26 protein-coding genes, 1 tRNA gene and 1 pseudogene are annotated in these 24,401 nt (G+C 60.8%); 14 read left to right on the top strand and 14 right to left on the bottom strand.

Annotated features, from left to right (window positions below):
- Positions 1-52: 52 nt before the first annotated feature.
- Both FFR93_RS18315 and FFR93_RS18310 read right to left on the bottom strand, forming a co-directional pair.
- Positions 53-679, bottom strand: coding sequence for an EF-hand domain-containing protein (locus FFR93_RS18315; RefSeq protein ID WP_138394266.1), 627 nt, complete (start codon positions 677-679; stop codon positions 53-55).
- Positions 680-786: 107 nt separating this feature from the next.
- Complete coding sequence (locus FFR93_RS18310) at positions 787-1,503, bottom strand: pyrimidine 5'-nucleotidase (protein WP_064707887.1); 717 nt, start codon at positions 1,501-1,503, stop codon at positions 787-789.
- Positions 1,504-1,691: 188 nt separating this feature from the next.
- Between FFR93_RS18310 and bchE the strand changes: the two genes are divergently transcribed.
- From bchE to FFR93_RS18295, 3 genes are read left to right on the top strand one after another with little or no spacing between them, the layout of a single operon-like run.
- Positions 1,692-3,221 (top strand): magnesium-protoporphyrin IX monomethyl ester anaerobic oxidative cyclase, encoded by a 1,530-nt coding sequence (gene bchE, locus FFR93_RS18305; RefSeq protein ID WP_138394265.1) that lies wholly within the window; start codon positions 1,692-1,694, stop codon positions 3,219-3,221.
- A 54-nt stretch (positions 3,222-3,275) separates the two neighbouring features.
- The gene (locus tag FFR93_RS18300; RefSeq protein WP_138394264.1) at positions 3,276-4,349 is read left to right on the top strand and encodes a trifunctional transcriptional activator/DNA repair protein Ada/methylated-DNA--[protein]-cysteine S-methyltransferase; all 1,074 of its coding nucleotides are present in this window, start codon (positions 3,276-3,278) and stop codon (positions 4,347-4,349) included.
- The gene (locus FFR93_RS18295; RefSeq protein WP_138394263.1) at positions 4,346-5,116 is read left to right on the top strand and encodes an isocitrate lyase/phosphoenolpyruvate mutase family protein; all 771 of its coding nucleotides are present in this window, start codon (positions 4,346-4,348) and stop codon (positions 5,114-5,116) included. Before FFR93_RS18300 ends, FFR93_RS18295 begins: the two co-directional genes overlap by 4 nt.
- Before the next feature lie 62 nt (positions 5,117-5,178).
- On the opposite strand, the gene FFR93_RS18290 is transcribed toward FFR93_RS18295, so the two are convergent.
- From FFR93_RS18290 to FFR93_RS18280, 3 genes are all read right to left on the bottom strand, one after another.
- Positions 5,179-6,327, bottom strand: a complete 1,149-nt coding sequence (locus tag FFR93_RS18290) for an alpha-hydroxy acid oxidase (protein WP_138394262.1) — start codon at positions 6,325-6,327, stop codon at positions 5,179-5,181.
- Positions 6,328-6,699: 372 nt separating this feature from the next.
- Positions 6,700-7,704 carry a carbon-nitrogen hydrolase family protein gene (locus tag FFR93_RS18285; protein WP_138394261.1) on the bottom strand — a complete coding sequence of 335 codons (1,005 nt, stop codon included), beginning with the start codon at positions 7,702-7,704 and terminating at the stop codon, positions 6,700-6,702.
- 238 nt (positions 7,705-7,942) lie between these two features.
- Positions 7,943-8,881, bottom strand: coding sequence for an acyl-CoA desaturase (locus FFR93_RS18280; protein WP_138394260.1), 939 nt, complete (start codon positions 8,879-8,881; stop codon positions 7,943-7,945).
- A gap of 159 nt (positions 8,882-9,040) precedes the next feature.
- Here FFR93_RS18280 and FFR93_RS18275 point away from each other — a divergent pair, with 159 nt between their 5' ends.
- Entirely contained in the window at positions 9,041-9,400 is a 360-nt protein-coding gene (locus FFR93_RS18275; RefSeq protein ID WP_138394259.1) for a metalloregulator ArsR/SmtB family transcription factor, read from the top strand.
- 133 nt (positions 9,401-9,533) lie between these two features.
- Here the strand turns inward: FFR93_RS18275 and argB are convergent, their stop codons facing one another.
- A complete protein-coding gene (gene argB, locus FFR93_RS18270; RefSeq protein WP_064707801.1) occupies positions 9,534-10,421 on the bottom strand; it encodes an acetylglutamate kinase in 888 nt (295 codons plus the stop codon).
- Positions 10,422-10,566: 145 nt separating this feature from the next.
- Here argB and FFR93_RS18265 point away from each other — a divergent pair, with 145 nt between their 5' ends.
- From FFR93_RS18265 to FFR93_RS18255, 3 genes are all read left to right on the top strand, one after another.
- Positions 10,567-11,106 (top strand): sigma-70 family RNA polymerase sigma factor, encoded by a 540-nt coding sequence (locus FFR93_RS18265; RefSeq protein WP_138394258.1) that lies wholly within the window; start codon positions 10,567-10,569, stop codon positions 11,104-11,106.
- Positions 11,103-11,822, top strand: coding sequence for an anti-sigma factor (locus tag FFR93_RS18260; RefSeq protein ID WP_064707802.1), 720 nt, complete (start codon positions 11,103-11,105; stop codon positions 11,820-11,822). The genes FFR93_RS18265 and FFR93_RS18260 overlap by 4 nt, the downstream gene beginning before the upstream one ends.
- Positions 11,823-11,945: 123 nt before the next feature.
- Positions 11,946-12,503, top strand: coding sequence for a fasciclin domain-containing protein (locus FFR93_RS18255; protein ID WP_171049221.1), 558 nt, complete (start codon positions 11,946-11,948; stop codon positions 12,501-12,503).
- A 123-nt stretch (positions 12,504-12,626) separates the two neighbouring features.
- On the opposite strand, the gene FFR93_RS18250 is transcribed toward FFR93_RS18255, so the two are convergent.
- The 6 genes from FFR93_RS18250 to rpmH all read right to left on the bottom strand — a co-directional run bounded on the left by FFR93_RS18250 (position 12,627) and on the right by rpmH (position 17,186).
- Positions 12,627-13,703, bottom strand: a complete 1,077-nt coding sequence (locus FFR93_RS18250) for a sensor histidine kinase (RefSeq protein ID WP_138394257.1) — start codon at positions 13,701-13,703, stop codon at positions 12,627-12,629.
- Between the two features lie 323 nt (positions 13,704-14,026).
- Positions 14,027-14,680 (bottom strand): ribosome biogenesis GTP-binding protein YihA/YsxC, encoded by a 654-nt coding sequence (gene yihA / locus FFR93_RS18245; RefSeq protein ID WP_138394256.1) that lies wholly within the window; start codon positions 14,678-14,680, stop codon positions 14,027-14,029.
- A gap of 6 nt (positions 14,681-14,686) precedes the next feature.
- Positions 14,687-14,839, bottom strand: coding sequence for a hypothetical protein (locus tag FFR93_RS40945; protein WP_171049212.1), 153 nt, complete (start codon positions 14,837-14,839; stop codon positions 14,687-14,689).
- Positions 14,836-16,629: a membrane protein insertase YidC gene (gene yidC, locus FFR93_RS18240; RefSeq protein WP_138394255.1), complete on the bottom strand. Its 1,794-nt coding sequence runs from the start codon at positions 16,627-16,629 to the stop codon at positions 14,836-14,838. The genes FFR93_RS40945 and yidC overlap by 4 nt, the downstream gene beginning before the upstream one ends.
- The gene (gene rnpA, locus FFR93_RS18235) at positions 16,629-17,030 is read right to left on the bottom strand and encodes a ribonuclease P protein component (RefSeq protein WP_064707807.1); all 402 of its coding nucleotides are present in this window, start codon (positions 17,028-17,030) and stop codon (positions 16,629-16,631) included. The genes yidC and rnpA overlap by 1 nt, the downstream gene beginning before the upstream one ends.
- Before the next feature lie 21 nt (positions 17,031-17,051).
- A complete protein-coding gene (rpmH, locus tag FFR93_RS18230) occupies positions 17,052-17,186 on the bottom strand; it encodes a 50S ribosomal protein L34 (protein WP_008524438.1) in 135 nt (44 codons plus the stop codon).
- A gap of 429 nt (positions 17,187-17,615) precedes the next feature.
- Between rpmH and FFR93_RS18225 the strand changes: the two genes are divergently transcribed.
- From FFR93_RS18225 to FFR93_RS18215, 3 genes are all read left to right on the top strand, one after another.
- Positions 17,616-19,613 carry a methyl-accepting chemotaxis protein gene (locus FFR93_RS18225; protein ID WP_138394254.1) on the top strand — a complete coding sequence of 666 codons (1,998 nt, stop codon included), beginning with the start codon at positions 17,616-17,618 and terminating at the stop codon, positions 19,611-19,613.
- 234 nt (positions 19,614-19,847) lie between these two features.
- On the top strand, positions 19,848-21,365 hold the full coding sequence (locus tag FFR93_RS18220) for a HAMP domain-containing sensor histidine kinase (RefSeq protein ID WP_138394253.1): 1,518 nt from the start codon (positions 19,848-19,850) through the stop codon (positions 21,363-21,365).
- Positions 21,366-21,486: 121 nt separating this feature from the next.
- Positions 21,487-21,563 (top strand) — tRNA-Arg (locus FFR93_RS18215).
- Between the two features lie 118 nt (positions 21,564-21,681).
- Here the strand turns inward: FFR93_RS18215 and FFR93_RS18210 are convergent.
- On the bottom strand, positions 21,682-21,927 hold the full coding sequence (locus tag FFR93_RS18210) for a DUF982 domain-containing protein (protein ID WP_064707810.1): 246 nt from the start codon (positions 21,925-21,927) through the stop codon (positions 21,682-21,684).
- Positions 21,928-22,127: 200 nt separating this feature from the next.
- Positions 22,128-22,553 carry a hypothetical protein gene (locus FFR93_RS18205; RefSeq protein WP_138394252.1) on the bottom strand — a complete coding sequence of 142 codons (426 nt, stop codon included), beginning with the start codon at positions 22,551-22,553 and terminating at the stop codon, positions 22,128-22,130.
- 130 nt (positions 22,554-22,683) lie between these two features.
- Between FFR93_RS18205 and FFR93_RS41935 the strand changes: the two genes are divergently transcribed.
- The 4 genes and pseudogenes from FFR93_RS41935 (at position 22,684) to FFR93_RS41515 (ending at position 24,291) form a co-directional block, all read left to right on the top strand.
- A complete protein-coding gene (locus tag FFR93_RS41935) occupies positions 22,684-22,812 on the top strand; it encodes a hypothetical protein (protein ID WP_281407907.1) in 129 nt (42 codons plus the stop codon).
- Positions 22,812-23,399, top strand: a complete 588-nt coding sequence (locus FFR93_RS18200) for a hypothetical protein (RefSeq protein ID WP_138394251.1) — start codon at positions 22,812-22,814, stop codon at positions 23,397-23,399. The genes FFR93_RS41935 and FFR93_RS18200 overlap by 1 nt, the downstream gene beginning before the upstream one ends.
- Positions 23,400-23,617: 218 nt before the next feature.
- A complete protein-coding gene (locus FFR93_RS18195; protein ID WP_064707812.1) occupies positions 23,618-23,938 on the top strand; it encodes a hypothetical protein in 321 nt (106 codons plus the stop codon).
- Positions 23,889-24,291: pseudogene (locus FFR93_RS41515) on the top strand (cell surface protein). Before FFR93_RS18195 ends, FFR93_RS41515 begins: the two are co-directional and overlap by 50 nt.
- Positions 24,292-24,401: the final 110 nt, after the last annotated feature.

Below are 24,401 nucleotides of genomic sequence, written 5' to 3'. Positions count from 1 at the left end.
CCCGTGGAGCGGGGGAAAGAGCAGGGGGCAATGGGCGATGGTTCGTCCGGCCTTACAGCAGCGGCCGGTCCGGCATGTCGTCGATCGAGATGACGCCGTCCTTGCTTCGGTCCATCCGAGCAAACAGCTTGTCGAAGGCGGCAGCGGCTTCCTGTTTGGAGATCTGGCCGTTCTCGTCGGTATCGACCCGGCGCATCATCATCGAGGCGCGCATGAAGTTGCCGCCATGGCGCATCCAGCGATTTCCGTCGCGACCTTCATGCCCCTCGCGCGGCGGCCGTCCCTGGTCGTTAGTGTCCAACATGTCGGCTGCGGCGTTGGCGTCCTCTTGGTCGCCGGCATCCTGCTTGTGCTGATCTCGCATCGCCTGCAACCGCGTCTGCCGGTACTGGCGGATTTCGCCCGGCGTCAGCGAGCCGTCCTTATTGGTGTCGATCGCAGCGAAGGTCTTGTCGAGGCCGGCGGTCGCCTCTTCCTTGGAGATCTGGCCGTCCCTGTTGGTGTCGAACTGCTTGAGCATTCTGACATAGGTGACTTCGCGGAAGGCAGCCGGACCCGCACGGCCCATGCCTGCATGCGGGCGCGGACCGTCGCCGGGCGCGGCAAAGCTTGCTCCGGCGGCTGCGCCGAAGATCAGGGCGGAGGAAAGCGCCGCCAGTATCAGCTTGTTGCAGTACATCGTAACTCCTTTCGTGAGGTGTCCCCTCGCGTAAGAAGCTATGGCAACCGGGCTGCAAGACCCAGTTAAACATCGGTAAGCCGGGTGAAACTTTCGTAACGTGGCCGTCAGCCGCCCGATCTGGTCACTTTGCCGAGAAAGGCGGCGAGGTCGTCGGTGACGAAATCGATGTGATCCTCGTCGCCGCTGGTCTTTTCCCACCATTCGACGACGGTCTCTTCGAGGTTGCGCGGCACCAGCAGCACGGTCTGCATGCCGAGAGCCTTCGGCACCGTCAGATTGCGCGGCAGATCCTCAAACATCGCCGCCTTGCCGGTGTCGACGCGCTTCAGCGCCGCGAACTTGTCATAGGTCGCCTGCGCCGGCTTGGGCACGTAATCGGCGGCGACGATGTCGAAGATATCGTCGAAATGCTCAAGAATGCCGAGCGCGCCGGCGGTCATTTCGGCATGTTTGACGCTGCCGTTGGTGAAGATGAACTTGCGCCCCGGCAGCGCCTTGATCGCTTCGCCGAGTTCCGGCTGCGGCGTCAGTGCCGAATAGTCGATCGCATGCGCCTTTTCGAGGAAGTCGTTCGGATCGATGCCGTGATGGATCATCAGGCCCTGCAGCGTCGTGCCGTGGTCGAGATAATACTGCTTCTGCAGTTTGCGTGCTTCTTCCCGCTCCATCTGTAACAGCGCTGCGACATAGGCAGTCATGTTCTTGTCGATCTGCGCGAAGAGATTGACGTGATGGGGATAGAGCGTGTTGTCGAGATCGAACACCCAGTCTGTCACGTGTTCGAAATCGGCTTTTTCAGGCGTGCGGTCGATCTTGGTCATGGCCGCCCTTATGGCACGGCGGCCGTGTGAAACCAAAGGCTTTTGCTTGGCCATACCGTTTGGCTCGGCCTTCCTCAAAAATGCCGCCAGGTTTTCACAACTTGAAGGAGATTCCGGCTGAATATCGCCATTGACCGCTGGTGACCTTTGCCTGCGTCAGACAGGGGGACCCGGCAGGGTAAAGTCGCATGAAGATCGTTCTGATAAATCCGCCGCATACGGCGATCGGCAGCCGTATTCCCGATGATCACCTCCCACCGCTTGGCCTTCTTTCCGTCGGCGGTCCGCTGATCGACGACGGTCATCATGTCGAGCTTATCGATGCCGAGTTCGGGCCAATGACGATTGCGGAAATCGTCGGCCGGGTCACGGCCCAAAGTCCGGATCTGGTGCTGATCGGCCATTCCGGCTCGACTTCGGCTCATCCCACTGCCCGCGCGATCGCGGAAGCAATCAAGCGCGGCCACGCGAAAATCTCGATCATCTACGGCGGCGTATTCCCGACCTATCACTGGCGGGAGGTCCTGGCCGAGACAACGGCATTCGATATCCTGGTGCGTGGCGAAGGCGAGGAGACGATGCGTCGCCTTGCCGAAGCTTTTGCAACCAGCCGTCCGCTAGCGACTGTTTCCGGCATTGCCTTTCGGAGCGCCAGCGGTGAAGTTCTGGCTACGCCGCCGGCACAAGCAATCGACGATCTCGATGCCTATCGCGTCGGCTGGGAATTGATCGACCATGACAACTACAGCTATTGGGGCGGCAAGCGCGCCGTCGTCATGCAGTTCTCCCGAGGCTGTCCGCATCTTTGCAATTATTGTGGCCAGCGAGGTTTCTGGACCCGCTGGCGTCATCGCTCGCCGGAACTGTTCGCCCGCGAGATCGCCAGGCTTTACCGCGAAGAGGGTGTCGAACTCGTCAATCTTGCCGACGAGAATCCGACCTCCTCAAGAAAGGCCTGGCTGGCGTTTCTCGAAGCGATGATCGCCGAGAATGTGCCGGTCCAGATCGTCGGCTCGACGCGGGCGGACGATATTGTCCGCGATGCCGACATCCTGCATCTTTACCGCAAGGCCGGTGTCGTGCGCTGGCTCCTCGGTATGGAAAACACCGACGAGGCAACCTTGACGCTGATCAAGAAGGGCGGAGCCAGAGCAACCGACCGCGAAGCGATCCGCCTTTTGCGCCAGCACGATATCCTCTCCATGGCGACCTGGGTCGTTGGTTTCGAAGAGGAAAAATTGAGTGATCTCTGGCGCGGCTTCCGGCAATTGCTCTCCTACGATCCCGACCAGATACAGGCACTTTATGTCACCCCACATCGCTGGACGCCTTTCTTCCGTATCGCCCGCGACCGGCAGGTGATCGAGACCAATATTCGCAAATGGGATTACAAGCACCAGGTCTTGAAGATGCGCTACCTGAACTCCTTCGTGCTGGTCGCTTGCGTCAAGCTCATCGAAGTTGCTGTCCAGGCGCGGCCGAAGGCGCTGATGCGCATCCTCTTCCATCGCGACCGCGAACAGCGCCACTCCATGCGCTGGTACACGCAAATGGGCCGCCGCGTCTGGTTTCATGAAATCCTCGAATTTCTGTTCCGCCGCCGACATCTCAAGAATGGTCCGACGCTCGAGGATTTCTGGGGCGCGCCGCAGGACGCCGAGGAGGAATCGATGCTGCGTCCGCGGCGGCACTTAAAAAGCTTTGATGCAGCGGAATAAATAGACGCCCGATTTTCGGCGGACGCGGCCGGCGTTGGATGTTAGAAAGCGCACATGCTTTTCGAACGCCCCGACGATGATACGCTCTATGATGCCCTGATCGCGCGCAGCGCCGATTATGAGGGCCAGGCCTATGTCTGCGTGAAAACGACAGGCATCTTCTGCCGTCTGACTTGCCCGGCGCGTAAGCCGAAGCGGGAAAATACGCTGTTCTTCGAGACAATCGCCGCCTGCATGCATTCAGGTTTTCGCCCGTGCCAGCGCTGCAGACCGCTGGAGCAGCCTGGCCGGGAGCCTGTCGTCGACGCACTGCTTGCCGCGCTCGACGGCGAGCCGGAGGTTCGCTGGACCGAGGATGAGCTCGTGCGGCGTGGCCATCATCCCTCGACCGTGCGGCGCGCCTTCAAGCGAGCGCTCGGCATGACCTTCCATGACATCGTCCGCTACCGACGGCTCGGCGAAGCGGCCCGGCAGCTGGCGGGTGGGGCGCGCGTCATCGACGCCCAGGTCGACGCCGGATACGACTCTCCGAGCGGCTTCCGGACAGCCTTCCAGCGGCTTGTCGGCAAGGCGCCGGCGCTCTCGCAGAACCGCGAACTGCTCTTTGCCGACTGGTTCGATACGCCGCTCGGACCGATGATCGCGGTCGCCGACAAGACGCATCTGCATCTTCTCGAATTTCATGATCGCAAGGCGCTGCCGACCGAGCTCGAAGCGCTGCAGAAGCGCGTCCGCTCCTCCGTCGCGATCGGCCGCACCCCGGCGATCGATCGGATCGAGACGGAGATGCGCGATTATTTCGACGGCCGGCTCACCGTCTTCCGTACGCCGGTGGCGCTGGGCGGCACACCCTTCGAAAAACATGTCTGGGCAAAGCTGATGGAGATCCCGGTCGGTCAGACGCGCGCCTATGGCGCTCTCGCCAGGGAGATGGAAAGGCCGGAAGTGGTGCGTGCCGTCGGCCGCGCCAATGGCGCCAACCAGCTTGCGATCATCGTGCCCTGCCACCGTATCCTCGGCGCCGATGGTTCTTTGACCGGGTACGGCGGCGGGCTCTGGCGCAAGCAATGGCTGCTGCGCCATGAAGAGAAAATCAGTACCCAGGCAATAGTGGAGGAGACATCATGAACCAGACTGAAAAGGCCAAGGCATTCGCCGCACTTCACCGCAAGGGCGATCCGATCGTGCTCTACAATATCTGGGATGCGGGTACGGCGAAGGCCGTTGCCGATGCCGGCGCCAAGGCGCTTGCCACCGGAAGCTGGTCTGTCGCCGCAGCTCACGGCTTTGCCGACGGCGAAAAATTGCCGATGTCGGTGCTTGTGGAGACGGCGAAATCCATCACCGATGCCGTCGATCTGCCGCTCTCGGTCGATTTCGAAGGCGCTTATTCGGCCGATCCTCAGGGGGCGGCCGCCAATGTCGCCAAGCTGATGGAGGTTGGCGCCATCGGCATCAATTTCGAGGATCGGGTGGTCAGCGGCGAGGGGCTTTATCCCATCGATAGCCAGGCGGCCCGCATCCGTGCCATTCGCGCGATGGCCGACCGCAAAGGCATGCCCTTCTTCATCAACGCCCGCACCGACCTCTTCCTGGCCGAGAGCGACCTTTCAAAACATGCCGGTCTGGTGGACGAGGCGATCGAGCGGGGCAGGGCCTATGCCGCGGCCGGCGGCAGCGGCTTCTTCGTTCCCGGCCTGATCGATCCCGGCTTGATCGAAAAAATCTGCGCGGCCTCGTCGCTGCCGGTCAATGTCATGATGCGGGCAGGCGCGCCTGACGTGAAAACTTTGGCAGAGCTCGGGGTCCGCCGCATCAGCTATGGCCCGGGGCCTTACCGGTTGATGATCGAAAGGCTGAGGCAGGAGGCCGCGGCGATCTATAGACCGCTCTGAGCCGATAGGTACGAGGGCCGCATCCCCGCAAAAGATGCGGCCGCAATGACATCCCGCCCCGCTCAGGAACGGAAGCGCAGATTGCGCCGCGTCAGCTGGTCGACCGAGGTGCACCCCATCAGCTTCATGTCGCGCTCGATCTCGGTGCGCATTGTCTCCAGCGCCCGTTCGACGCCGGGCTGCCCGGCGGCGGCAAGCGGAAAGAGATAGTAGCGCCCGAGACCCACGGCCTTCGCTCCCAGCGACAGGGCCTTCAGTACATGGGTGCCCCGCTGCACGCCGCCATCCATCATCACGTCGATCCGGTCGCCGACCGCATCGACGATCTCAGCCAGCTGGTCGAAAGCGCTGCGCGAGCCGTCGAGCTGACGCCCGCCGTGATTGGAAAGCACGATGCCGGTGCAGCCGATCTCGACCGCCCGCTTGGCGTCCTCGACCGACATGATGCCTTTCAGGCAGAATTGCCCGCCCCAGGCCTGCACCATCTCCGCCACGTCGTTCCACGACATGGAGGGGTCGAGCATTTCGGTGAAGTAGCGGCTGATCGACAATGCGCCGCCGTCCATCTTGACGTGGTTTTCGAGCTGCGGCAGCCGGAAAGCCTCATGCGTCATCCAGTCGATCGCCCAGGAGGGCTTGATCGCAAACTGCATCATGCCGGTGAGATTGAGCTTGAAGGGAATGGCGAAGCCGGTGCGCTTGTCGCGCTCGCGGTTGCCGCCGGTGATGCTGTCGACCGTCAGCATCATCGCCTGCACGCCGGCCGTCTTCGCCCGCACCATCATCTCGCGGTTCAGCCCGCGGTCCTTGTGGAAATAGAACTGATAGACCTGGGGCCCGTCGCTGATCTGCCGCGCCTCCTCCAGGCTGATCGTGCCGAGCGAGGAGACGCCGAACATCGTGCCGTATTTTGCGGCCGCCGCCGCCACTGCCCGCTCTCCCTGATGGTGAAAGAGCCGCTGCAACGCCGTCGGCGAGCAATAGACCGGCATGGCAAGCTTCTGCCCCATGACCGTCACGGACATATCGACATCGGCCACGCCCCTGAGTACATCGGGCACGAGATCACAATTTTCGAAGGCCGCCGTATTGCGCCGATAGGTCACCTCATCATCGGCAGCACCATCGATATAGTCGAAAATCGGCCCGGGCAGACGCTGCTTGGCCATGCGCCGGAAATCGTGGAAATTATAGCAGTCTGTAAGGCGCATCTCTGTGCTCGACCCGTTTCGTGTTCGGGCCGCAACCTAATGCACGATTCGAAATCTTGCCAAGGCTTCATTGTACGATTTGCGACCTCTCGAACGGGATATTACTGCTTGCATGGGTGCAGGTCGCGATGATTGTCAGCCGCGGCATCCGCCGAGACGCCTCATCCTTGTACGTTACCGTTTCCGTACAATGCGGTTGTGCGGCGGGGACACGCGTTTCAGGATAAGTTTGAAGGAGTACCCCTGCGGCACGCCCGTAAAAAAGTACGAAGTATCTCGCACTCGAGAGAGCCTCACCCCGCAGGCGAATCCTCGAAAGGACACGCCGCAGTGCTACTCCTGGCATCACCAGCCGCTGGCGGCATTGCACACCTAAAACATATCCCGGGCGTCGCTACGCGGGTCGCCCTCCACCCGGTGCGGCTCATAGAGCCCTGATCGAGCCTTGCGGCGCCACGGTCGAGAAAGATCGCCGGGATTGTCGTCGATGTCGGCAAGGGCGATTGCGGGCATTCCATCAGCCTGGCATTGCGCCGCCCACCGGCCGCCGGGGGCGACGATCCCTGATACGGCCGGATCAGCCAGTCCCGGATGTGTTGAGAGAGAAAAACTCACCCAGTATCTGTTGGTCGATGCATGCCCCTGCGCCTCGGCGGCGAAGGCCGCATCGTTGGCGGGCACCCCGCCGGTGGTCGAAAACAGCACGCAATGCGCATCGAGCCGCTCATACTCGCTAAAAATCTCAGGAAAGTGGCACTCCATTCCCAGCGAGCAACCGAAGCGGATGCCGTCCACCTCGAAGGTGACGGGGATCGAGCCCGGCGTGTACATGAAGGAGATCTTGGTGTTGGAGAGCAGGCGCTCATCATAGCGCGTCACCAGTTCGCCGCGGTCGGAGACGACATAGAGGCTGCTATGCGGCCGGTGCGGCGCCGTCAGCTGATGCGCCGAGCCGATCACCGCCCATAACCCGAGTTCGCGAGCGAGGCTGCGCGTCGCATCCAGCTCCTCGCGCAGCACGCCCCATTCGAACCGCCGCCAATCGGAAGCGCCGATTTCCCTCGGCCCGACCTCCGACATGATGCGTTTGTTCGGCGCGCAGATGGTGCCTTCTGGGAAGTGCACGAGCCGCGCACCCGACTCCCGCGCCTGGCGCATCTGCCTCCGTATCTCCTGCCCGCCTTGGCGAAGCCTGTCGATATCGCGTGGATCGTCCATGTAGATGGTCTGCGCTACCGCCATGCGCAGCCGCCTGACATCAGGCTTTCGTTCCTGCGTCGGCGCGCGGCGGATATGCATGAGAGCGGTCGTGTAGGATTCACCCGTCTTGGCGGCGCGTGCGCGCACGCGGCGTTTGAGGTTTCCGTTTTCGGTCATATCTCGGCCTTTCCAGTCTCGGACGGCATTCCCCGGCAAGCGCACCCGAAACATCAGGGCTGAGGTTTGACGACCCGAGACGGAAAGTCCCTTTGCCTCCTGAAGAAAGACCCTGCCGGGGAGGATCGAAGGAGGTTCGGCGGAAGGTCACGCCAAGCAAAAACATGCCGCCCCGGCCGCGATTCGTCAATTCCGTTAGAGGGTCGACCTGACTGTCTCCGGTCCCCTGATGCCATGTTCAGCGCTGTCCCACAGGGCGGCGGTTGCCAACATCGCGGGGGAGGCCGACACGCCGCAGCCCTTTCCGCGGCATGATCATGTGCGGGAGCTTGATTGCCGATGCCAGGCCGAGCCTTTCCAGCAGGCGGATGAAATGCCAACCGAGGTCTAGCTGACCCTGCTCGATGCCGAGCCTGGCCGATTCCGGAAAGGCGTGGTGATTGCCGTGGAAGCTTTCGCCGAAGGTAATGAGCCCGAAACGCGGCAAATTATAGCCCTGCACTGCGACATGATCGACGCTCCAGCCCTGATGGCCGCCGCGATGGGCGAAATGGCCGACCAGCCAGTGTCCGATCAGCGATACCGATATTCGCACCGCACTCCCCCAGACCAGCCACGACAGCCCGCCGAACGCGAAGAGCGCGAGCGCCGGGGGAAGTTGCTGCGCCATCCATGTCGCCTCCAGGAGGCGATAGAAGCGGTCGTGCCGCACCCGCTCTTCGATCTCGAAACGCGGCGGATGAGCCAGCGTCACGGCGCAATGCATCTGCCAGAACGCGTCGACCAGGAAAGACTGTCGGTGGGCATAAAGGTCATGGCAGTTTCGCTGCCGCTGCGCCCAGTCGCGAATATCATGCGCGTAAATCATGCCGAAAGGGCCGGCCATGCCGACCAGCGTACCGAGATAGACGAGAAAATGCTCGATCCAGAGAGGGGTGCGGAAGGAGCGGTGGATCAGCAGCCGGTGCATGCCGACTGAATGGCCGAGGCAGATCGTGATGGCTGTCGAGAGGGTAAAGACGGCAAAGGCGCTCCAGGTGAAGGTCGCCGGCCCACCAATGATGGCAATCAGGCTCATGGCGGTGATCCAGATCGACTTTGCTGGCATCCAGACCACTCTGCCCTTCACCGGATCGCTGCTGTCGTCGATCATGCGTCCGGTGGAAATACTGCTCATGGCAACTCCTTCCAATCGGGCGCATTCTCCACTTGAACGCCGCCAGTTTATTCATTAATTAAGCAATTACCTAATTATCTTGCGTCAAGACCGTTAATTAAGCAATACACTAATTGCTTAATTTTCGACGGATCGGTGCAATGATGCCGGAGCCCGGATTTGGAAAACGAGACTTTCGACGACACTACAGAAGGCAGCTCTGTCGGCGCCGCGCAACGGGTATTCCACGCGCTTTCCAGCGCTCCACGGCGAAAGATTCTTGCCTATCTCTCGGCCTCGGGTCTGACCGCTGGAGAGATCGCCGACCGCTTCAGCATGTCCAAGCCAGCCGTTTCGCAGCATCTTTCCGTTCTTGAAACAGCGGGGCTGATCCGACGGGAGAAACAGGGCCAGTTCGTTCACTATTCTCTGATCGAGAACAATCTCGTCAATACGCTCAACGGTTTCGTGCAGGAAGTCTGCCCGATCGGCCGGCCGATCAAGAAGGAAAGTCAGGCGCGCGCTCGCGCGAAGGAATAGCCTTGAACGGCGGGCGAATGCGATGCCGGTGTGATCGCCGGATGACGGATGGCGAGAAGAGGGATGAGTGCGGACCGGCCTGCGCCAGCGTGAGGAGATGCGCCCCTCCTGGAGTGAATGGGCGCAGCCTTGATCAGGGAACGATCAACGTTCCGATGCCGTGCTCGGTGAAGATTTCGAGCAGGACGGAATGGGCGGTCTTGCCGTTCAGGATGACGACGCCCTGTACGCCCGCCTTGATCGCATCGATGCAGGTCTCGACCTTTGGGATCATGCCGCCTGAGATCGTGCCGTCGGCGATCAGCGCATGCGCTTCGGCGACGGAAAGCTCCTTGATCAGCTGACCCTTCTTGTCGAGCACGCCAGGCACGTCGGTCAGGAACAGAAGACGGGTGGCGTTCAGCGCGCCGGCGATGGCGCCGGCAAAAGTGTCGGCGTTGATATTGTAGGTGGCGCCGTCGCGGCCCGGGGCGACGGGCGCGATGACCGGGATCATCTCGGAGCGGGCGAGCAGATCGAGCAGCGTGCGGTCGACCTCGACCACTTCACCGACAAAGCCAAGATCAAGCACCCGCTCAATGTTCGAATCCGGATCTTTGATGGTCTTGCGCGCCTTTTCGGCGAAGACCATGTTGCCGTCCTTTCCGCAAAGGCCGATTGCCCATTCGCCCGTCTGGTTGATCAGCGCGACGATCTCTTTGTTGATCGAGCCGGCGAGCACCATCTCGACGATCTCGACCGTCTTCTGGTCGGTGACGCGAAGCCCGCCTTCGAATTTCGATTCGATGCCCATCTTGTTCAGCATGGCGCCGATCTGAGGGCCGCCGCCGTGAACCACGATCGGGTTGACGCCCGATTGCTTCAAAAGCGCGATGTCGCTGGCAAAGGCCTTGCCGAGCTCGGGATTGCCCATGGCGTGGCCGCCATATTTCACCACGATCGTCTTGTTCTCGTAGCGCTGCATGAAAGGCAGCGCCTGGGCGAGAAGACGTGCTTGGATTTCGCTTTCGGACTCGTTCATGGGGACCCCGCAGGAGTTGATCGCGGGCCTTTTATCGCAAGTTTCTGACCGAGGGAATAATCCAGGCCGCAATAGTTTTGCGTATGTGGCACGGAGGCGGAGGAGTTGGACCCGCCGGTTGAGCAGGCACGAAATGAGGAACGGCATGCAAGGCGATGAGACCAAGGACCTGATCGGCCGCATCGCGCTCGGCGATCGCCTGGCCTTCGCTGCCCTCTACAACCAGACCGCACCGAAACTTTTCGCGATCTGCCTGCGTATCCTGAGGGACCGCGCGGAGGCCGAGGAGGCCCTGCAGGAAGTCTATATCAGCATCTGGCAGCGCGCTCGCAGCTTCCAGGCAACCTCGGGATCGTCCTCGGCATGGCTGGCCGCAATTGCACGCAACCGGTCGATCGATCTGCTGCGTGCGCGCAAGCCCGTCGCCGACGAACTCGACAGTGCTTACGATCTCGCCGATTCCGAATCCGACCCGGAAAGCAAGGCGGCGACGAAGGATGAAGGAAGGCGGATTGACACCTGCATGGAAGAGTTGGAAGCTGATCGTGCGGTCGCCGTGAAACGGGCTTATGTCGAAGGGCTGAGCTATCAGGAACTGGCGGATCAGTTCGGCGTTCCGCTGAACACGATGCGGACCTGGCTCAGGCGCAGCCTCTTGAAACTGAGAGAGTGCATGGAACGATGACATCGCCCGACAAAAGCAAGGGAAACCGCTCCCGCGACGAGGTCCTCGCCGGTGAATATGTGTTGGGCGTCCTGTCGCTGCAGGACCGCCGGGTGGTGGAAGAGCGCATGCGCCACGATCGGACGTTTGCGGCGATCGTCAGCCGGTGGGAAACCAACCTCTCCGCGTTCAACGATGAATATGACGGCGTCGCGCCGAGCCGGGAAACCTTCAAGCAGATCGAGTCTCGACTGTTCGGCGATGCCGGAAAGCCTGCGTCCTTCTCACAGGGGCTTTGGAATTCTGCGGTTTTCTGGCGCTCACTGGCATTCGCCTGCATCGTCGTCGCCGTCAGCGCCGTCATCTTCGCCTCCGGTGTTGTGCCGCAGCCGCAGGGGCCGACACCGCTGGTGGCTGATCTTTCGGGGCAGAACAACGCGATCGATCTCCGGGCCTCCTACGAAATCCAGAGCGGCCGGCTGAAGATCGTCCCGGTCGCCGCCGGCAAGCCCGAGGAGAAGTCGCTCGAACTCTGGCTGGTGCAGGGCGGCGGCACGCCGAAATCCCTAGGTGTCTTCCAGCCGGGCGAAAGCGGCGAGCTCGTCATTCCCGCCGAAATGCGCAGCAATATCACGGACGGCGCAACCCTTGCCGTCAGCCTCGAACCCTTCGGCGGTTCGCCGACCGGGCAGGCGACAGGCCCAGTCATCGCCAGCGGCACGGTGCGCCGGCCGTAACGCAGTGCCGACGTAAATCAATTTCTCCTGTCTGAAACTCTTCGACGCGGCCTTCCGTAGTTCGAAACGTCCGGACGACGCTCAGGCATGATGCCGGCGGACGGTGACCGGTCAGAGGAGAAAATCATGACCTATCTGTTGCGCGGCCTTACGCTCACGGCCGCCATGTCAGCCATTGCCTTCGCCGCTTATGGGAAGAACCCAAAAGTCGGCGGCGCTGCGATGTTCGAAACCAAGAACATCGTCGAAAATGCCGTAAACTCCAAGGATCACACGACGCTGGTCGCCGCCGTCAAGGCGGCCGGCCTCGTCGGTACGCTCGAGGGCGAAGGCCCCTTTACAGTGTTCGCCCCGACCAACAAAGCTTTCTCCGCCCTGCCGAAAGGCACCGTCGAGACATTGCTGAAGCCGGAAAACAAGGCGACGCTCACCAAGGTTCTGACCTGCCATGTCGTGGCGGCGGACGCGATGGCGAAGACCGTTGCCAAGATGATAAGAGATGATGGCGGCGAGCATGATATCAAGACCGTCGGCGGCTGCGTGATCAAAGCCCGGGAAAATATGGGCAAGATCACCCTGACTGATGAAAACGGCGATGTCGCGCATGTAACGATCGCCGACGTCAAACAGTCGAACGGCGTCATTCATGTCGTCGATAAAGTGCTGCTGCCGAGAATGTGAAATTAACGCATCGGCCGCGGCATGGGGCGCTCGTTTGGGCGCTCCAGCTATCCAATGAGCCACTGCCGACGGCTTCGGGTTGCCTTTGCGCATGGTCGGGGCCGTCAATCATTTGGAACAGCCCTATTGTGTGGCTGCCGCCGTCGGGAAGACGAGGGAGACACTCATGCCAGTGCCCGGGGACGAGGTTACTTCGATCTCGGCGCGGGCGTTCTGCTTCAGCGACTGTATGATCATCGCGCTCAGTTTTCCGGGGTTCGGCCACTGCACATCCTGAGGAAGGCCGACCCCGTTGTCGGCAACGGTGATCCTGCAGCCGCTGTCGCTGACGACACAGCGCAGCGTGATCTCACCGCTATCACGCCCTACGAAGGCATGCTTGAGCGTATTCGTCAGGAGCTCGTTGATGACGAGCCCGGCGGGCATGGCTACGTTGATGGAAACCGGCCAGGTATCGACTTTCATGTCGAGTCGGATGCCTTCCACGGCGTGAGCCGCCATCACCGAGGCCGCAATCTGGCTCACATAGCTGCCGAGATCGATGGTGGCGCCCTTTTCTTCTTCCGACAATGAACGATAGAGGAGGGCCAATGCTTCGATCCGCCCCGCAAGGCGTGCGAATCTCTCGCTTTCTTCGTTCTTTTGGGCATTGCGCGCTTCCATGCGGATGAGCGCCGTTATCATCTGCAGATTGTTTTTCACGCGATGCTGAAGTTCTCGCAGAAGGACGTCTTTCTCGGCCAGCAGTTGGCTGAAGCTCTGGCCAATTGTCACCTCATTGCGAGCGGCAAAGGCCACCAGACGGAAAAGCGGAATGTCATCATCATTGACGATCGTGTTTGACCACACGTCAACAATGAAATTGTTTTCGGGTTCCGCCACAAGCGCGAAGGCGCCAATATATTCCTCTGCCGTCGTCACAGCGGCTGTGAGCGTTGCCTCCCCAGAGACTTCGGTACAATTCAACTCGATATCCGACCAGCGCTTTCCTTCGACTTGCGTCGCCGCGAGCGCTGTCAGCCGTTCGAATTCCAGGTTGACGTAAACCAGCTTCTCGCAGCTGCCGAGTTCGGAGACAGCCACGGCAAAGGGGACATGATCGAGAAAGTGTCGAAACCTGTCGTCGTCGAGGGCTTCGGCAAGATGAGGCAGGTTGCCAACGCCTTCCGGCGAAAGGGCATCGTCGTTGGTATCGGTCATGAACTGTTACTCGCGGACGCCGCTGTTCTTTTACGGCATGAGAATGCAGCGTTGCTTGAAAACTGCGGGGAAGCAAGCTCAATCGTTGTCGCACCTGCTGTCTCAAGCAGAGCAGACGTTGCCGACGCTCGATCGCTGCTTTCCTTGGCAGGCCGCGCTTCCCGAAGCCGCAACGCCTTTGCCCGCTGGGAACGAGCGTGAGATTCGAGCTCTTCGGCTGCTTTGCTCTTGGCGAAGAACTGCGACTGGACGTTGCCGAAGGCGATTTCCGCCAGAAGACGTCTGGCTTCGGGCCCAGGCGCAAATTCTCCAGCCGGCCTCTCTTATTGCCAGTGCGCAATACCAATGGTTTCGGCGATCGCCTTGCGCAGGTCGTCCAGCCCGTCGCCCTTTTCGGACGAAGTGGACAGCACGACGGGGTAGGCGGCCGGCCGTTTTCGGATTTTGTCCGCCGTGTCGGCCAAGAGCTTCGGCACGGCGGGCGCCTTGATCTTGTCGGTTTTGGTCAGCACCAGCTGGTAGGAGACAGCCGCCTTGTCGAGCAGGGTTAGCACCTCCTCGTCGTTCTTCTTAATGCCGTGGCGGCTGTCGATCAGCACGTAAACGCGCTTCAGCGTCGCACGACCGCGCAGGTAGTCAAAGACGAGCTTCGTCCATTTGTCGACCTGCTCCTTCGGAGCCTGCGCATAGCCATAGCCCGGCATGTCGACGATCGCCATCGGCGGCAGATCGCTGCCTTCGCCGGAATAACCGTCCGGCACGAAATAGTTGAGCTCCTGAGTGCGTCCCGGCGTATTCGACGTGCGCGCCAGGCCCTTCTGTCCGACCAGCGCATTGATCAGCGACGATTTGCCGACATTCGAGCGTCCGGCAAAGGCCACTTCAGACGGCCCTTCCGGCGGCAGGAAATTAAGGGAAGGGACGCCGCGGATGAAAATCCATGGGTGGCCGAAGAGGGGCTTTTCGGTTTCGGGCATGCGGGCCTAAGCAACCTCCGAGGTTGGGGTCTTCTGTCGGGCTTCGTGGTTTTGCAGGCAGATGTCAAGCGTCAGGGCCAGTTTGCCGGCACGCTCCGCTTCTTCACGCGCCGGCTGGAAACGAAAAGCCCCGCCGGAGCGGGGCTTGACGAACGTCATTTCGAGGGCGCCGCTTTTCGTCGGAAGAGACCCTTCATATTGTCGAAGAGCTCGATCTTGACGCCGTGACGCTTCATGATCAGCGACTGCTGCAGCACCGAGAGCGTGTTGTTCCAGGCCCAGTAGATGACGAGGCCGGCCGGGAAGCTTGCCAGCATGAAGGTGAACACCAGCGGCATCCAGTTGAAGATCATCGCCTGCGTCGGATCGGGCGGTGTCGGATTCATGCGCATTTGCACGAACATGGTGATGCCCATGATCAGCGGCCAGACGCCAAGATGCAAGATGGCCGGCGCTTCGAAGGGCAACAGACCGAACAGGTTGACGATCGTCGTTGGATCGGGCGCCGAAAGGTCCTGGATCCAGCCGAAGAACGGCGCATGCCGCATCTCGATGGTGATGTAGATCACCTTGTAGAGCGAGAAGAAGATTGGGATCTGCAGCGCTACCGGCCAGCAGCCGGCGATCGGGTTGATCTTCTCTTCCTTATAGAGCTGCATCATCGCCTGCTGCAGCCCCATGCGGTCGTCGCCGAATTTCGTCTTCAGCTCCTCCATCTTCGGCTGCACGCGCTTCATGTTCGCCATCGAGGCATATTGCTTGCTGGCGAGCGGGAAGAACAACAGCTTGACGACGATGGTCGTGCACAGGATCGCCACGCCGAAATTGCCGAAGAAGCGATAGAAGAAGTCCATCAACTTGAACATCGGCTTTGTGATGAAGTAGAACCAGCCCCAGTCGATCAGCCGGTCGAACTTCGGAATCGAATAGCTGGCTTCGTAGCCATCGATGACGGGCACTTCCTTGGCGCCGGCGAAGACCAAGTTCTTGAGTTCGATCGATTGACCCGGCGCAACGCTGAAGGCGTCGTCCTTGTAGTCGGCCTGATAGCGAGGCTGGCCGTCGGCAAAATGCGAGAAGCGCGCTTCATAGGCCGAAGTCTGCGGTGGAATGATTGTCGCTGCCCAGTACTTGTCGGTAATGCCGAGCCAGCCGCCGGTAGACTTCGCCGGCTGCACGGCTTCTTCCTCGACGGCGCTATATTTGGTTTCAATGAGGCCGTCGTCGCCGATAACGCCGATGAAGCCTTCATGCAGAACGTAGATCGAAGGCGTCGTCGGCTTGTTGTAGCGCGTCACGCGGCCGTAGGAGGAGAGCGAGGCGGCCGCTTGGCCGGTGTTCTCGATCTTGTCGGCGACGGTAAACATGTAGCGGTCGTCGACGGAAATCGTGCGCGTGAAGGTCAGCCCCTTGTCATTGGTGTAGGAGAGCGTCACCGGCGTTTTTTCGGTGAGCTTGGCCCCCTCCGGTGCCGTCCAGAGCGTCCCGGGACCGGGGACGGCGCCGGTGGCGTCGCTGCCGATATAGCCGAGCTCGGTGAAGTAGCCATCCTTGGTTTCCGCCGGGCTGAACAGGGTGATGATCGGGCTCGAGTCGTCGACCGTCTCGTGATAGCCCTTGAGCTTCAGGTCGTCGAGCCGGGCGCCGGCAAGGTTGATCGAGCCGGAAAGCGCGGGAGTGTCGATGGCAACGCGCGGCGTTTTTGCGAGCGCCTGCTCGAGCGTCGCCGTTGCGGCCGCTTGGCCGGAAGGCGCCGCACCGCTCGTCTGGGCAGGCGCCTGGCCGCCTGACGCGGGCTGCTGCACCTGCTCGGTCTGCTGCTGTGCCTTTTGGGCTTCCTGTGCCTTCCGCTGTGCCTCGATGCGCGGATTCATATAGAGAAACTGCCAGCCGAGGACGATCAGCACCGAGAGAGCGATCGCAATGAAGTAATTGCGGTTGTTTTCCATCATACGTTCCTGGGGCGCCCGTCTCCGGAGCGCCGGTGTTTCGGCCTGGTTTCCACGCGGGATTTCAATTCCGCAGCCAATTCTTTGAAGGACGCCTTAAGCACGTCCCTTCGCGCGACAACCACATAGTCGTGTCCGGCCTGCATTGCAAACCCTGCATGAAGCCGCACCGCCTCTTTCAGGCGGCGGCGCATGCGGTTCCGTTCGACCGCGTTGCCATGTTTTTTGGTGACTGTAAAACCGACGCGGGCCTGGCTGTCGGGCTCCTTCCGGTCGAGGATTTCGAGAAGGAAGAGGCCTCCCCGGCGTTTCTCGCCCTCGCGCGCGGCAAGAAACTGCGGGCGGCTCTTCAGCCGCCCGACAGTGTGTTTTTTCTCACTGGTCGTCAATTCGCCCGCCATCTCTTCTCGGGCAACCCGGCCTTAGGCCGAAAGACGCTTGCGGCCCTGCGCGCGGCGGGCAGCGATGACCTTGCGGCCACCCTTCGTGGACATGCGCGCACGGAAGCCGTGGCGACGCTTGCGAACAAGCTTGGATGGTTGGTAGGTACGCTTCATTTATTTAAACACCGCGGAGTGCGGCCCTTCTTGAATTTGCATGATGCAAGGAGCGTTGTTTTTTCGAACGGGCGAGCCATTAGGCTTTGAACGACCGGACGTGCGGCGGCTTATACGGACGAAGCCTCGCAAAGTCAATTATACCCATCATCTATACCGATCATCTCAATTGCGTTGCTGAGCCGACTGCAGGTTTCGCATTATGGTGTTAAGGAATTATATTTACTCCGCAGGGTTGCGCCGAGCCTGCGTGCAGCCGAATTATTCGAATTTTCAATGACTTGTGGGACGTGATCAGCTGGCAATGGCTAATCCCGCATATTCATAATCGTAAATATTGGAAATCTAACTTTAAGGAAGTTGGGCAATAGTCTGACGGTCAGCTGGGAAATTTGCTTTCCAGGCAGGGTGCAGCTAGGGGGCATAGCATTGAAGATCCGCGGGAAAATTAATCTGCTGGTTTGCGTAATGGGCGCGGTGGCGCTTCTGATTGGCGCAACGGCCTTGTCCGCCATGCGTGAATACGGCCGTAACCTCACGGCCTACGAGCACGCCGCGGCCCGCGCCTATGCCGGCGAACGCCTCAACCGTTTCGTCACCGCCGTCGTCATGGAGTCGCGCGGCATATATGCGGCCAAGACGATCAAGGATACGCCGAATTTCGCCAAAGGCCTGACGGCAGCCCTGGATGAGATCGACAAGGTGATCGCCGGCTGGGCGCCACTCGTTCCCGAAAGCCAGAAGGCCGATTTCGCCAAACTCGTCGCCCGCGCTGCCGAATTCCGCACCTTCCGCACCGAGACGGCGCGCCTCGGCACGGAGGTCGGGCCGGAGGCCGCCAGCCAGCAGGGCAACAACGAGGCAAATCGTGCCAACCGCAAGGCTTTTCAGGCGGAAATCGACGCGGTCGTCGCCACCGACAAGGCAGCGCTCGAGGCCGTCGTCGCCGAAATCGAAAGTTTTCGTTCCTGGGTCCTGATGCTGGTCCTCAGCATTACCGGCATTGGTATCGCGGTCGGCATCGGCATGGGCTTCTATATCGGCACCAGCCATCTGAGCCGCCCGATCAAGCGTGTCACCCACGCGATCAAGGAGGTCGCAAACGGCAATTTTGATGCAGAGGTTCCCTTTGCTGGCCGCAAGGACGAAATTGGCGAGATGGCCGCAGCGGTCGCTGTCTTCAAGGAGAACGGCCTCGCCGTCAAGCGCCTGAACGCTCAGGAAGCGGCGATGCGCGCCAAGAGCGACGATCTGCAGTCGAGCATGTCCGTCGTCGTGGCCGCGGCTGCGGCCGGCGATTTCAGCCATCGCATCGACAAGGACTATCAGGACGAGAACCTGAACCAGTTCGCCAGCAATATCAACACGCTGCTATCGAGCGTCGATGCCGGCATTGGGGAGACGCGCCGCGTCATCGCCAGCCTTGCCGAAGGTGACCTGACCCAGACGATGAACGGCAATTTCCAGGGCGCCTTCGCCGAGCTGCAGCAGAATGTCAACAACAGCTTCGTAACGCTGCAGTCGACCATGCGCGAAGTGCGCGAAACGACCGAAGCGATGAACGGCAACACCGCCGAGCTGCGCAATGCCAGTGACGATCTGTCGAAGCGTACCGAACAGCAGGCGGCTGCCCTCGAGCAGACCTCGGCGGCGCTCGATGAAATCACCGCTGTTGTGCAAAATTCTACCGAGCGGGCACATGAAGCAACGATTATGGTGTCCGAAGCCAAGGAAAATGCCGGACGCTCCGGCGTCGTCGTCCGCAACGCCGTCGAGGCCATGGGCCGTATCGAGCAGGCGTCGCGCGAAATCAGTCAGATCATCAATGTTATCGACGAGATCGCCTTCCAGACCAATCTTCTGGCGCTGAATGCCGGTGTCGAGGCGGCGCGCGCCGGCGAGGCCGGCAAAGGCTTCGCTGTGGTCGCGCAGGAGGTGCGTGAACTTGCCCAGCGTTCGGCGACGGCCGCCAAGGATATCAAGGCGCTGATCACCAAATCGGGTGACGAAGTCCAGGTTGGCGTCAAGCTGGTTCAGGCAACCGGTGAGGCGCTCTCCGAAATCGGCACCCGCGTCATCGCCATTAACGACCATATCCATTCGATCGCGACAGCCGCGCGCGAGCAGTCGACCGGTCTCAAGGAGGTCAATACCGCCGTCAATCAGATGGACCAGGTGACCCAGCAGAATGCGGCAATGGTGGAGGAAACCTCCGCCGCCACCCACAGGCTTTCGGCCGAAGCTAACGGGCTGGTGCACCTCATTGCCCGCTTTAAGCTTTCGGATGCGGTGGCACCCGTTGCGCTTGTGCGCAGCGAGCCGCACAGGCAGCCGGTCGCTTCGCCCGCCCGCCGGGCGATTGCGAAGGTCGCCCGCGCCTTCGGCGGCAGTGCCGCCCCCGCCGAACAGAGCTGGGAAGAGTTCTGATCTCTGTCGCCCGGAACTGGGCCGCGGTTCCGGGATCACGACTTGCATCAAATAAATGCAAGAGGGTGACGCGCTTTTCTTGCTGATCAACACCTTGAAACGCCGCCTCCGGGCGGCGTTTTGTTGTGACCAGGTGACGCTGCTCGCAAAGATTTGAAAGCGGAGCATCTTGGTCTAATATAAAAACCCAACTGTGAGGGCGGCCCGAGACGCTGCCGATCGGGCGAGACGAGAATGCCGGTTCTAGATCAGGGTAAAGATCCTTCGGCTGATATCCCCGCGGCCGCCGAGGCTGCCAGGGGGCGGTGCCCGTCCGGCTTGTTCGGCGGGCTTTCGGGCAAGCTGCTCTGGCTCACTGTCGTCTTCATCATGCTCGCCGAGATCCTTATTTTCTTTCCCTCGGTCGCCAGCATGCGGATGCGCTGGCTGCAGGACAGGCTGAACACGGCCGCCGCCGCCGCCATCGTCATTGACGGGCTGCAGCCGATCGAGCTGCCGCGCGCCCTGCAGAAGGAAACGCTGGAGGCGACCGGGACCAAGGCGATCGTGCTGCGCAAGGAAGGCACTTCGCGACTGCTGGCAACGACCAGCATGCCGGCTTCCGTCGACGAATCATACGACCTGACGGACGTGCCGCCGCTGACGGCGATACGCGATGCGCTCGACACCTTGATCTTCGGCGGCAGCCGGATCATCCGCGTCTACGGCCCGGTCGGCGAAAACAACGTCGGCGTCGAGGTGGTGATGAAGGACCGGCCGCTGCGCACGGCGATGTTCGCTTATTCCCGCAACGTCCTGCTGCTTTCGGTGCTGATCTCACTGTTCACGGCGACGCTGATCTTCTTTGCAATCAACCGCATTCTCATCGGCCCGATTCGCCGGCTGACCGGCAGCATGCAGCAATTCTCCTCCGACCCCGAGAATCCGGCCCATATCTACATTGGTGACGGCGGCCGTGACGAGCTGGCGGTGGCCGGCCGGAACCTGACCTCGATGCAGATGGAGCTGCAGAAGACGCTGAAGCAGCAGAAGAATCTTGCCGCTCTCGGGCTGGCCGTTTCCAAGATCAACCACGATATGCGCAATATCCTGGCGTCCGCGCAGCTGATGTCGGACCGGCTCGTCTATGTCGACGATCCGATGGTCAAGAGCTTCGCGCCGAAGCTGCTGCGCACCATCGACCGCGCCGTCGGTTACACAACGGAGGTGCTGTCCTACGGCAAGGCGAGCGAATCGGCGCCGCGCCGCCGCCATGTCCGGCTGCTGGAGCTGACGCACGACGTCAAGGACATGCTGGCGATCGATCCGCAAAGCGGAATCGAGTTTGTCGAGCAGTTCGCTAGCGATCTCGAGGTCGATGCCGACAGCGAGCAGCTTTTCCGGGTCATTCACAATCTCTGCCGTAACGCCCTGCAGGCGCTGACGTCACCGGGCGAGGGCGGCCCCGGCGTCGTCAGGCGCATCACCGTTTCCGCCCAGCGTGTCGGCAGCGTCGTCAGCATTACGGTGGACGATACCGGCCCCGGCATGCCGCTGAAGGCGCGCCAGAACCTCTTTGCCGCCTTCCGCGGCTCGGCACGTTCCGGCGGCACCGGCCTCGGCCTCACCATCGCCCGCGAGCTTGTGCTCGCCCATGGCGGCACGATTGCGCTCGTGGAAAAGCCGACTGTCGGCACCCAGTTCCGCATCGAGATCCCCGATCGCCCCGTTTCGCTGGACGATTACCGTAACCGGACACAGGGTGAGAAGTGACAAGGTCGGCCGGCTCGGCTCCTTACGGGCAAACGCGTGATTTTTTCAGAAATGCTCTTGCAATGTCCGAAAGGACCCTTTAGAGGATCGCCCACGCAAGCGGCACCGCCGCAATTTGCACGCACCCGTAGCTCAGCTGGATAGAGCACCAGACTACGAATCTGGGGGTCAGGAGTTCGAATCTCTTCGGGTGCGCCATTCTTCCCAAATACCTCAGCAAAGTTATAGGCGCCAGACCTTTCGCGGACGCTCTGATCAGCGCTTCGCTCTTCGGCTTGCCTCCTGGAGGCATGAACAAAAAACCGGGGCAGTCGCCTCATTCCTTGATGGGGATTCCGGCTTCGATTGCCGCTTCGATGAACGCCTGCCGCGCTTCTTCCCGGCTTCGTTTCCCCGATATGACATCGGCGCAAACCGCACACGCTCTGTCGAGCGCCGGGCCCTCTTCGGTCGGCCAGTCTTCAATCAGCGCCCATGTTGCAGCTTGGGTCGTCTGGATGACGACCCATTGATCCGGCCCTTCAAGGGCAAGCGTCACCGGCTTTTTCCATAGCGTTTGCATGATTGCAGGATCTCCACTCCCGTATTCTCCGCCGTCTGCTCGCCTAAGGCAATTGATCCGGCGTGTCGAGATGCCGTCTGAACGAGATGTCTCCTGGCGCAGTGAACTGCTTGGTGAAACGCGAGCATATTTCGATCGCTCGTTTCCGGCCGCTTCTCATCGGCCGCTGCCGTCTCGGCCCCGAAACAGCAAAGCATAAGCTATTGAGCGTTCGGATAGTCTCTCAGATACTCTTGCCGTTCTTTCTCCCCGAACAGGGCCGAGTAAAAGCCGCTGTAGACCAGATACGAGCACTGATCCGGGTTGCCAGTTTGCCATCCCGGCTGGCAGAGGACGACGCGACGGAATTTGGCGTTGCAAAGCCCGTGATTTGCCAAGAGCCGCGGATCGTTTCCGAAATAAGCCCTGATGCCGTCCTGGCGAGTCCACGCAGGAACGATTTTCCAATCAGCGTTGCCGCCTTCAGCGCTCACATTGCCGGTCGCACAGAACGACCAATTGGAAATCACGACCGGCTGATCGCAGGCAAGAGCCTGGACTGCGCTCCCCAGGGAGATCGAAAGCAATGCCAGCAACCGCTGGCCATAGACCATCGCGCCCTTCTTCCTCATGCCGACTTTCCTCATCCTTGCCTCCGCGCAAGTTACCGTGACCATCTCTCCGGATTAGTGAAATCCGAAACGACTAAGATTATTTTCCTAGTTCACGAAACGTTCTTACGCTAGATTGCATGGTATTGCAACCATGGAATGTTGAATGTCGTATAACAGTGTGACGATCGTCGACGTGACGCCTGGACCGGGCTCAGCCGGCTACACCCGCGATAAAATGAGGTCCTCCGACGTTGCCAGGAAGGACTTGCCGACAACCGGGGTGAGGGGCTGATGGCGGAATTCAACTCTCGTGATAAGAGCCGCACCAGTGCCGGCAAGACCCTATCGCTGGTGCGCAAATATACAGCGCCGCCACGCGGGAGCGATGACGGCAGCCTTCGCTGGCAATGGTTGACGATCCAGCTGCTGGAGTCCCCCGCATTCACCTCACTGAGCGCGAATGCCAGCCGAGCCTTTTTCCGCATCATCATCGAGCATACCTCGCACGCCGCCCTGGAAAATGGCAGGCTTCTCGTGACTCACGCGCAGTTCGTCTCCTACGGCGTCACCGGCGAATATGTGGCCGATGCCCTCGACGAGTTGGAATATAAGGGCCTCATCAAGGTTCGCCGCGGCCGGGCGGGCAGCGGTGTTGCGCACCCGAACCTCTTCACGCTGACTTTTGTCGGTAACCATGAAGGCGCGCCGCCTACGGATGATTGGCGGCGATGCACGCCGGAGAGGTGCCGGAAGTGGTCGGAGATAGACCGCAAGCTTGCCGCTGACAAACGTGGGCGGGTCGGCAGGAAGAAGAAAACGCCACTTCGGGATTCCGAAATTCCCCCGCTTCGGGATCCCGAAATTCGGCGCGCCTCGTGAGAAGTCGGGGCGTGGGAACAGCCAATGATTTCAATGCCTCAACCAATTTCGGGATTCCGCAGTGCTATATAGATTTTGGTGGGGAGTACCTCATGAGTCCGCAAGTTCAAACCAGGAGCTAGCGGCGCGGTGCCTCTGCCGGCATGCCTAGTTTCGCGCAACCTTGCTCGTGTATCCGCGGGCTTGACGATGTTGACGCGCTTCAGCCGGGGGAATGCATGGTGATGGGAATTTTTCGCGCTTTGGGAGCGGCGGCGATGATGGCGGCTCTTGCCGGCTGTGTCGACCATGCGAACGCGCCCGTGCTTTTGCCCATCGGCGTGCCGGTCAACCCGCCTGTCGTCGCCCAAGGCATCTGCGTAACCGACGGCAATGCCATGTATGACGAGGCGAAGAAGCAGTATCATCTGCGTGCGCAGCTGACCGGCTATGCCGAGGCTGATGCGCTGGAAGCGGAAACAACGGCGCGTGCCGCCGCGCATCGCCAATATGTCGCCTGCCTCTCCGCCCAGGGTTACAGGGCATTATACGCGAATTGAGAATAGAGAATTCGCATTCTTAGCCAGCACCCTCGCCCTCGCGCAGATCGGTCAAGCCGAGGCAGTTCCCGTTCAAATGCTTCATCCGCCCGAAATTTCCGAAGCAAAATCGCGCAATATGAGGCACATCGGGGTCTCTGGCATGGCTATCGAGACTTCCGAAGGGAGCATCCCGGCACCCGCCGTCATTCCGATCGCTACTGGTATCCGCTTGCCGCTTCAGGGGTCGAAGGCGGCACCGCCGGCTCCACTGTCCGCCAGCCGATGAACATCCGGCGGCTCCGAGAATGTGCAACCTTAAGTTTTCGGCATCAATCGGTCACGGCAGCATGCCCTGCGATCATGGCTATTGAGCCGGCAAATTAAAAGGCGGCGCATGCCGCCTTCAGACTGCTGACAAACCCGTCGATTTTTTCGGCGGGTTTTGCTTTTTTGGCGATTGGATTCTTTGCCGGTCGTGTTG

This window comes from Rhizobium sp. MHM7A, from assembly GCF_005862215.1.
GTDB lineage: Bacteria > Pseudomonadota > Alphaproteobacteria > Rhizobiales > Rhizobiaceae > Rhizobium > Rhizobium bangladeshense.
The sequence above is the reverse complement of the archived record's forward strand: the minus strand, read 5'-3'. Positions and strand labels throughout refer to the sequence as shown.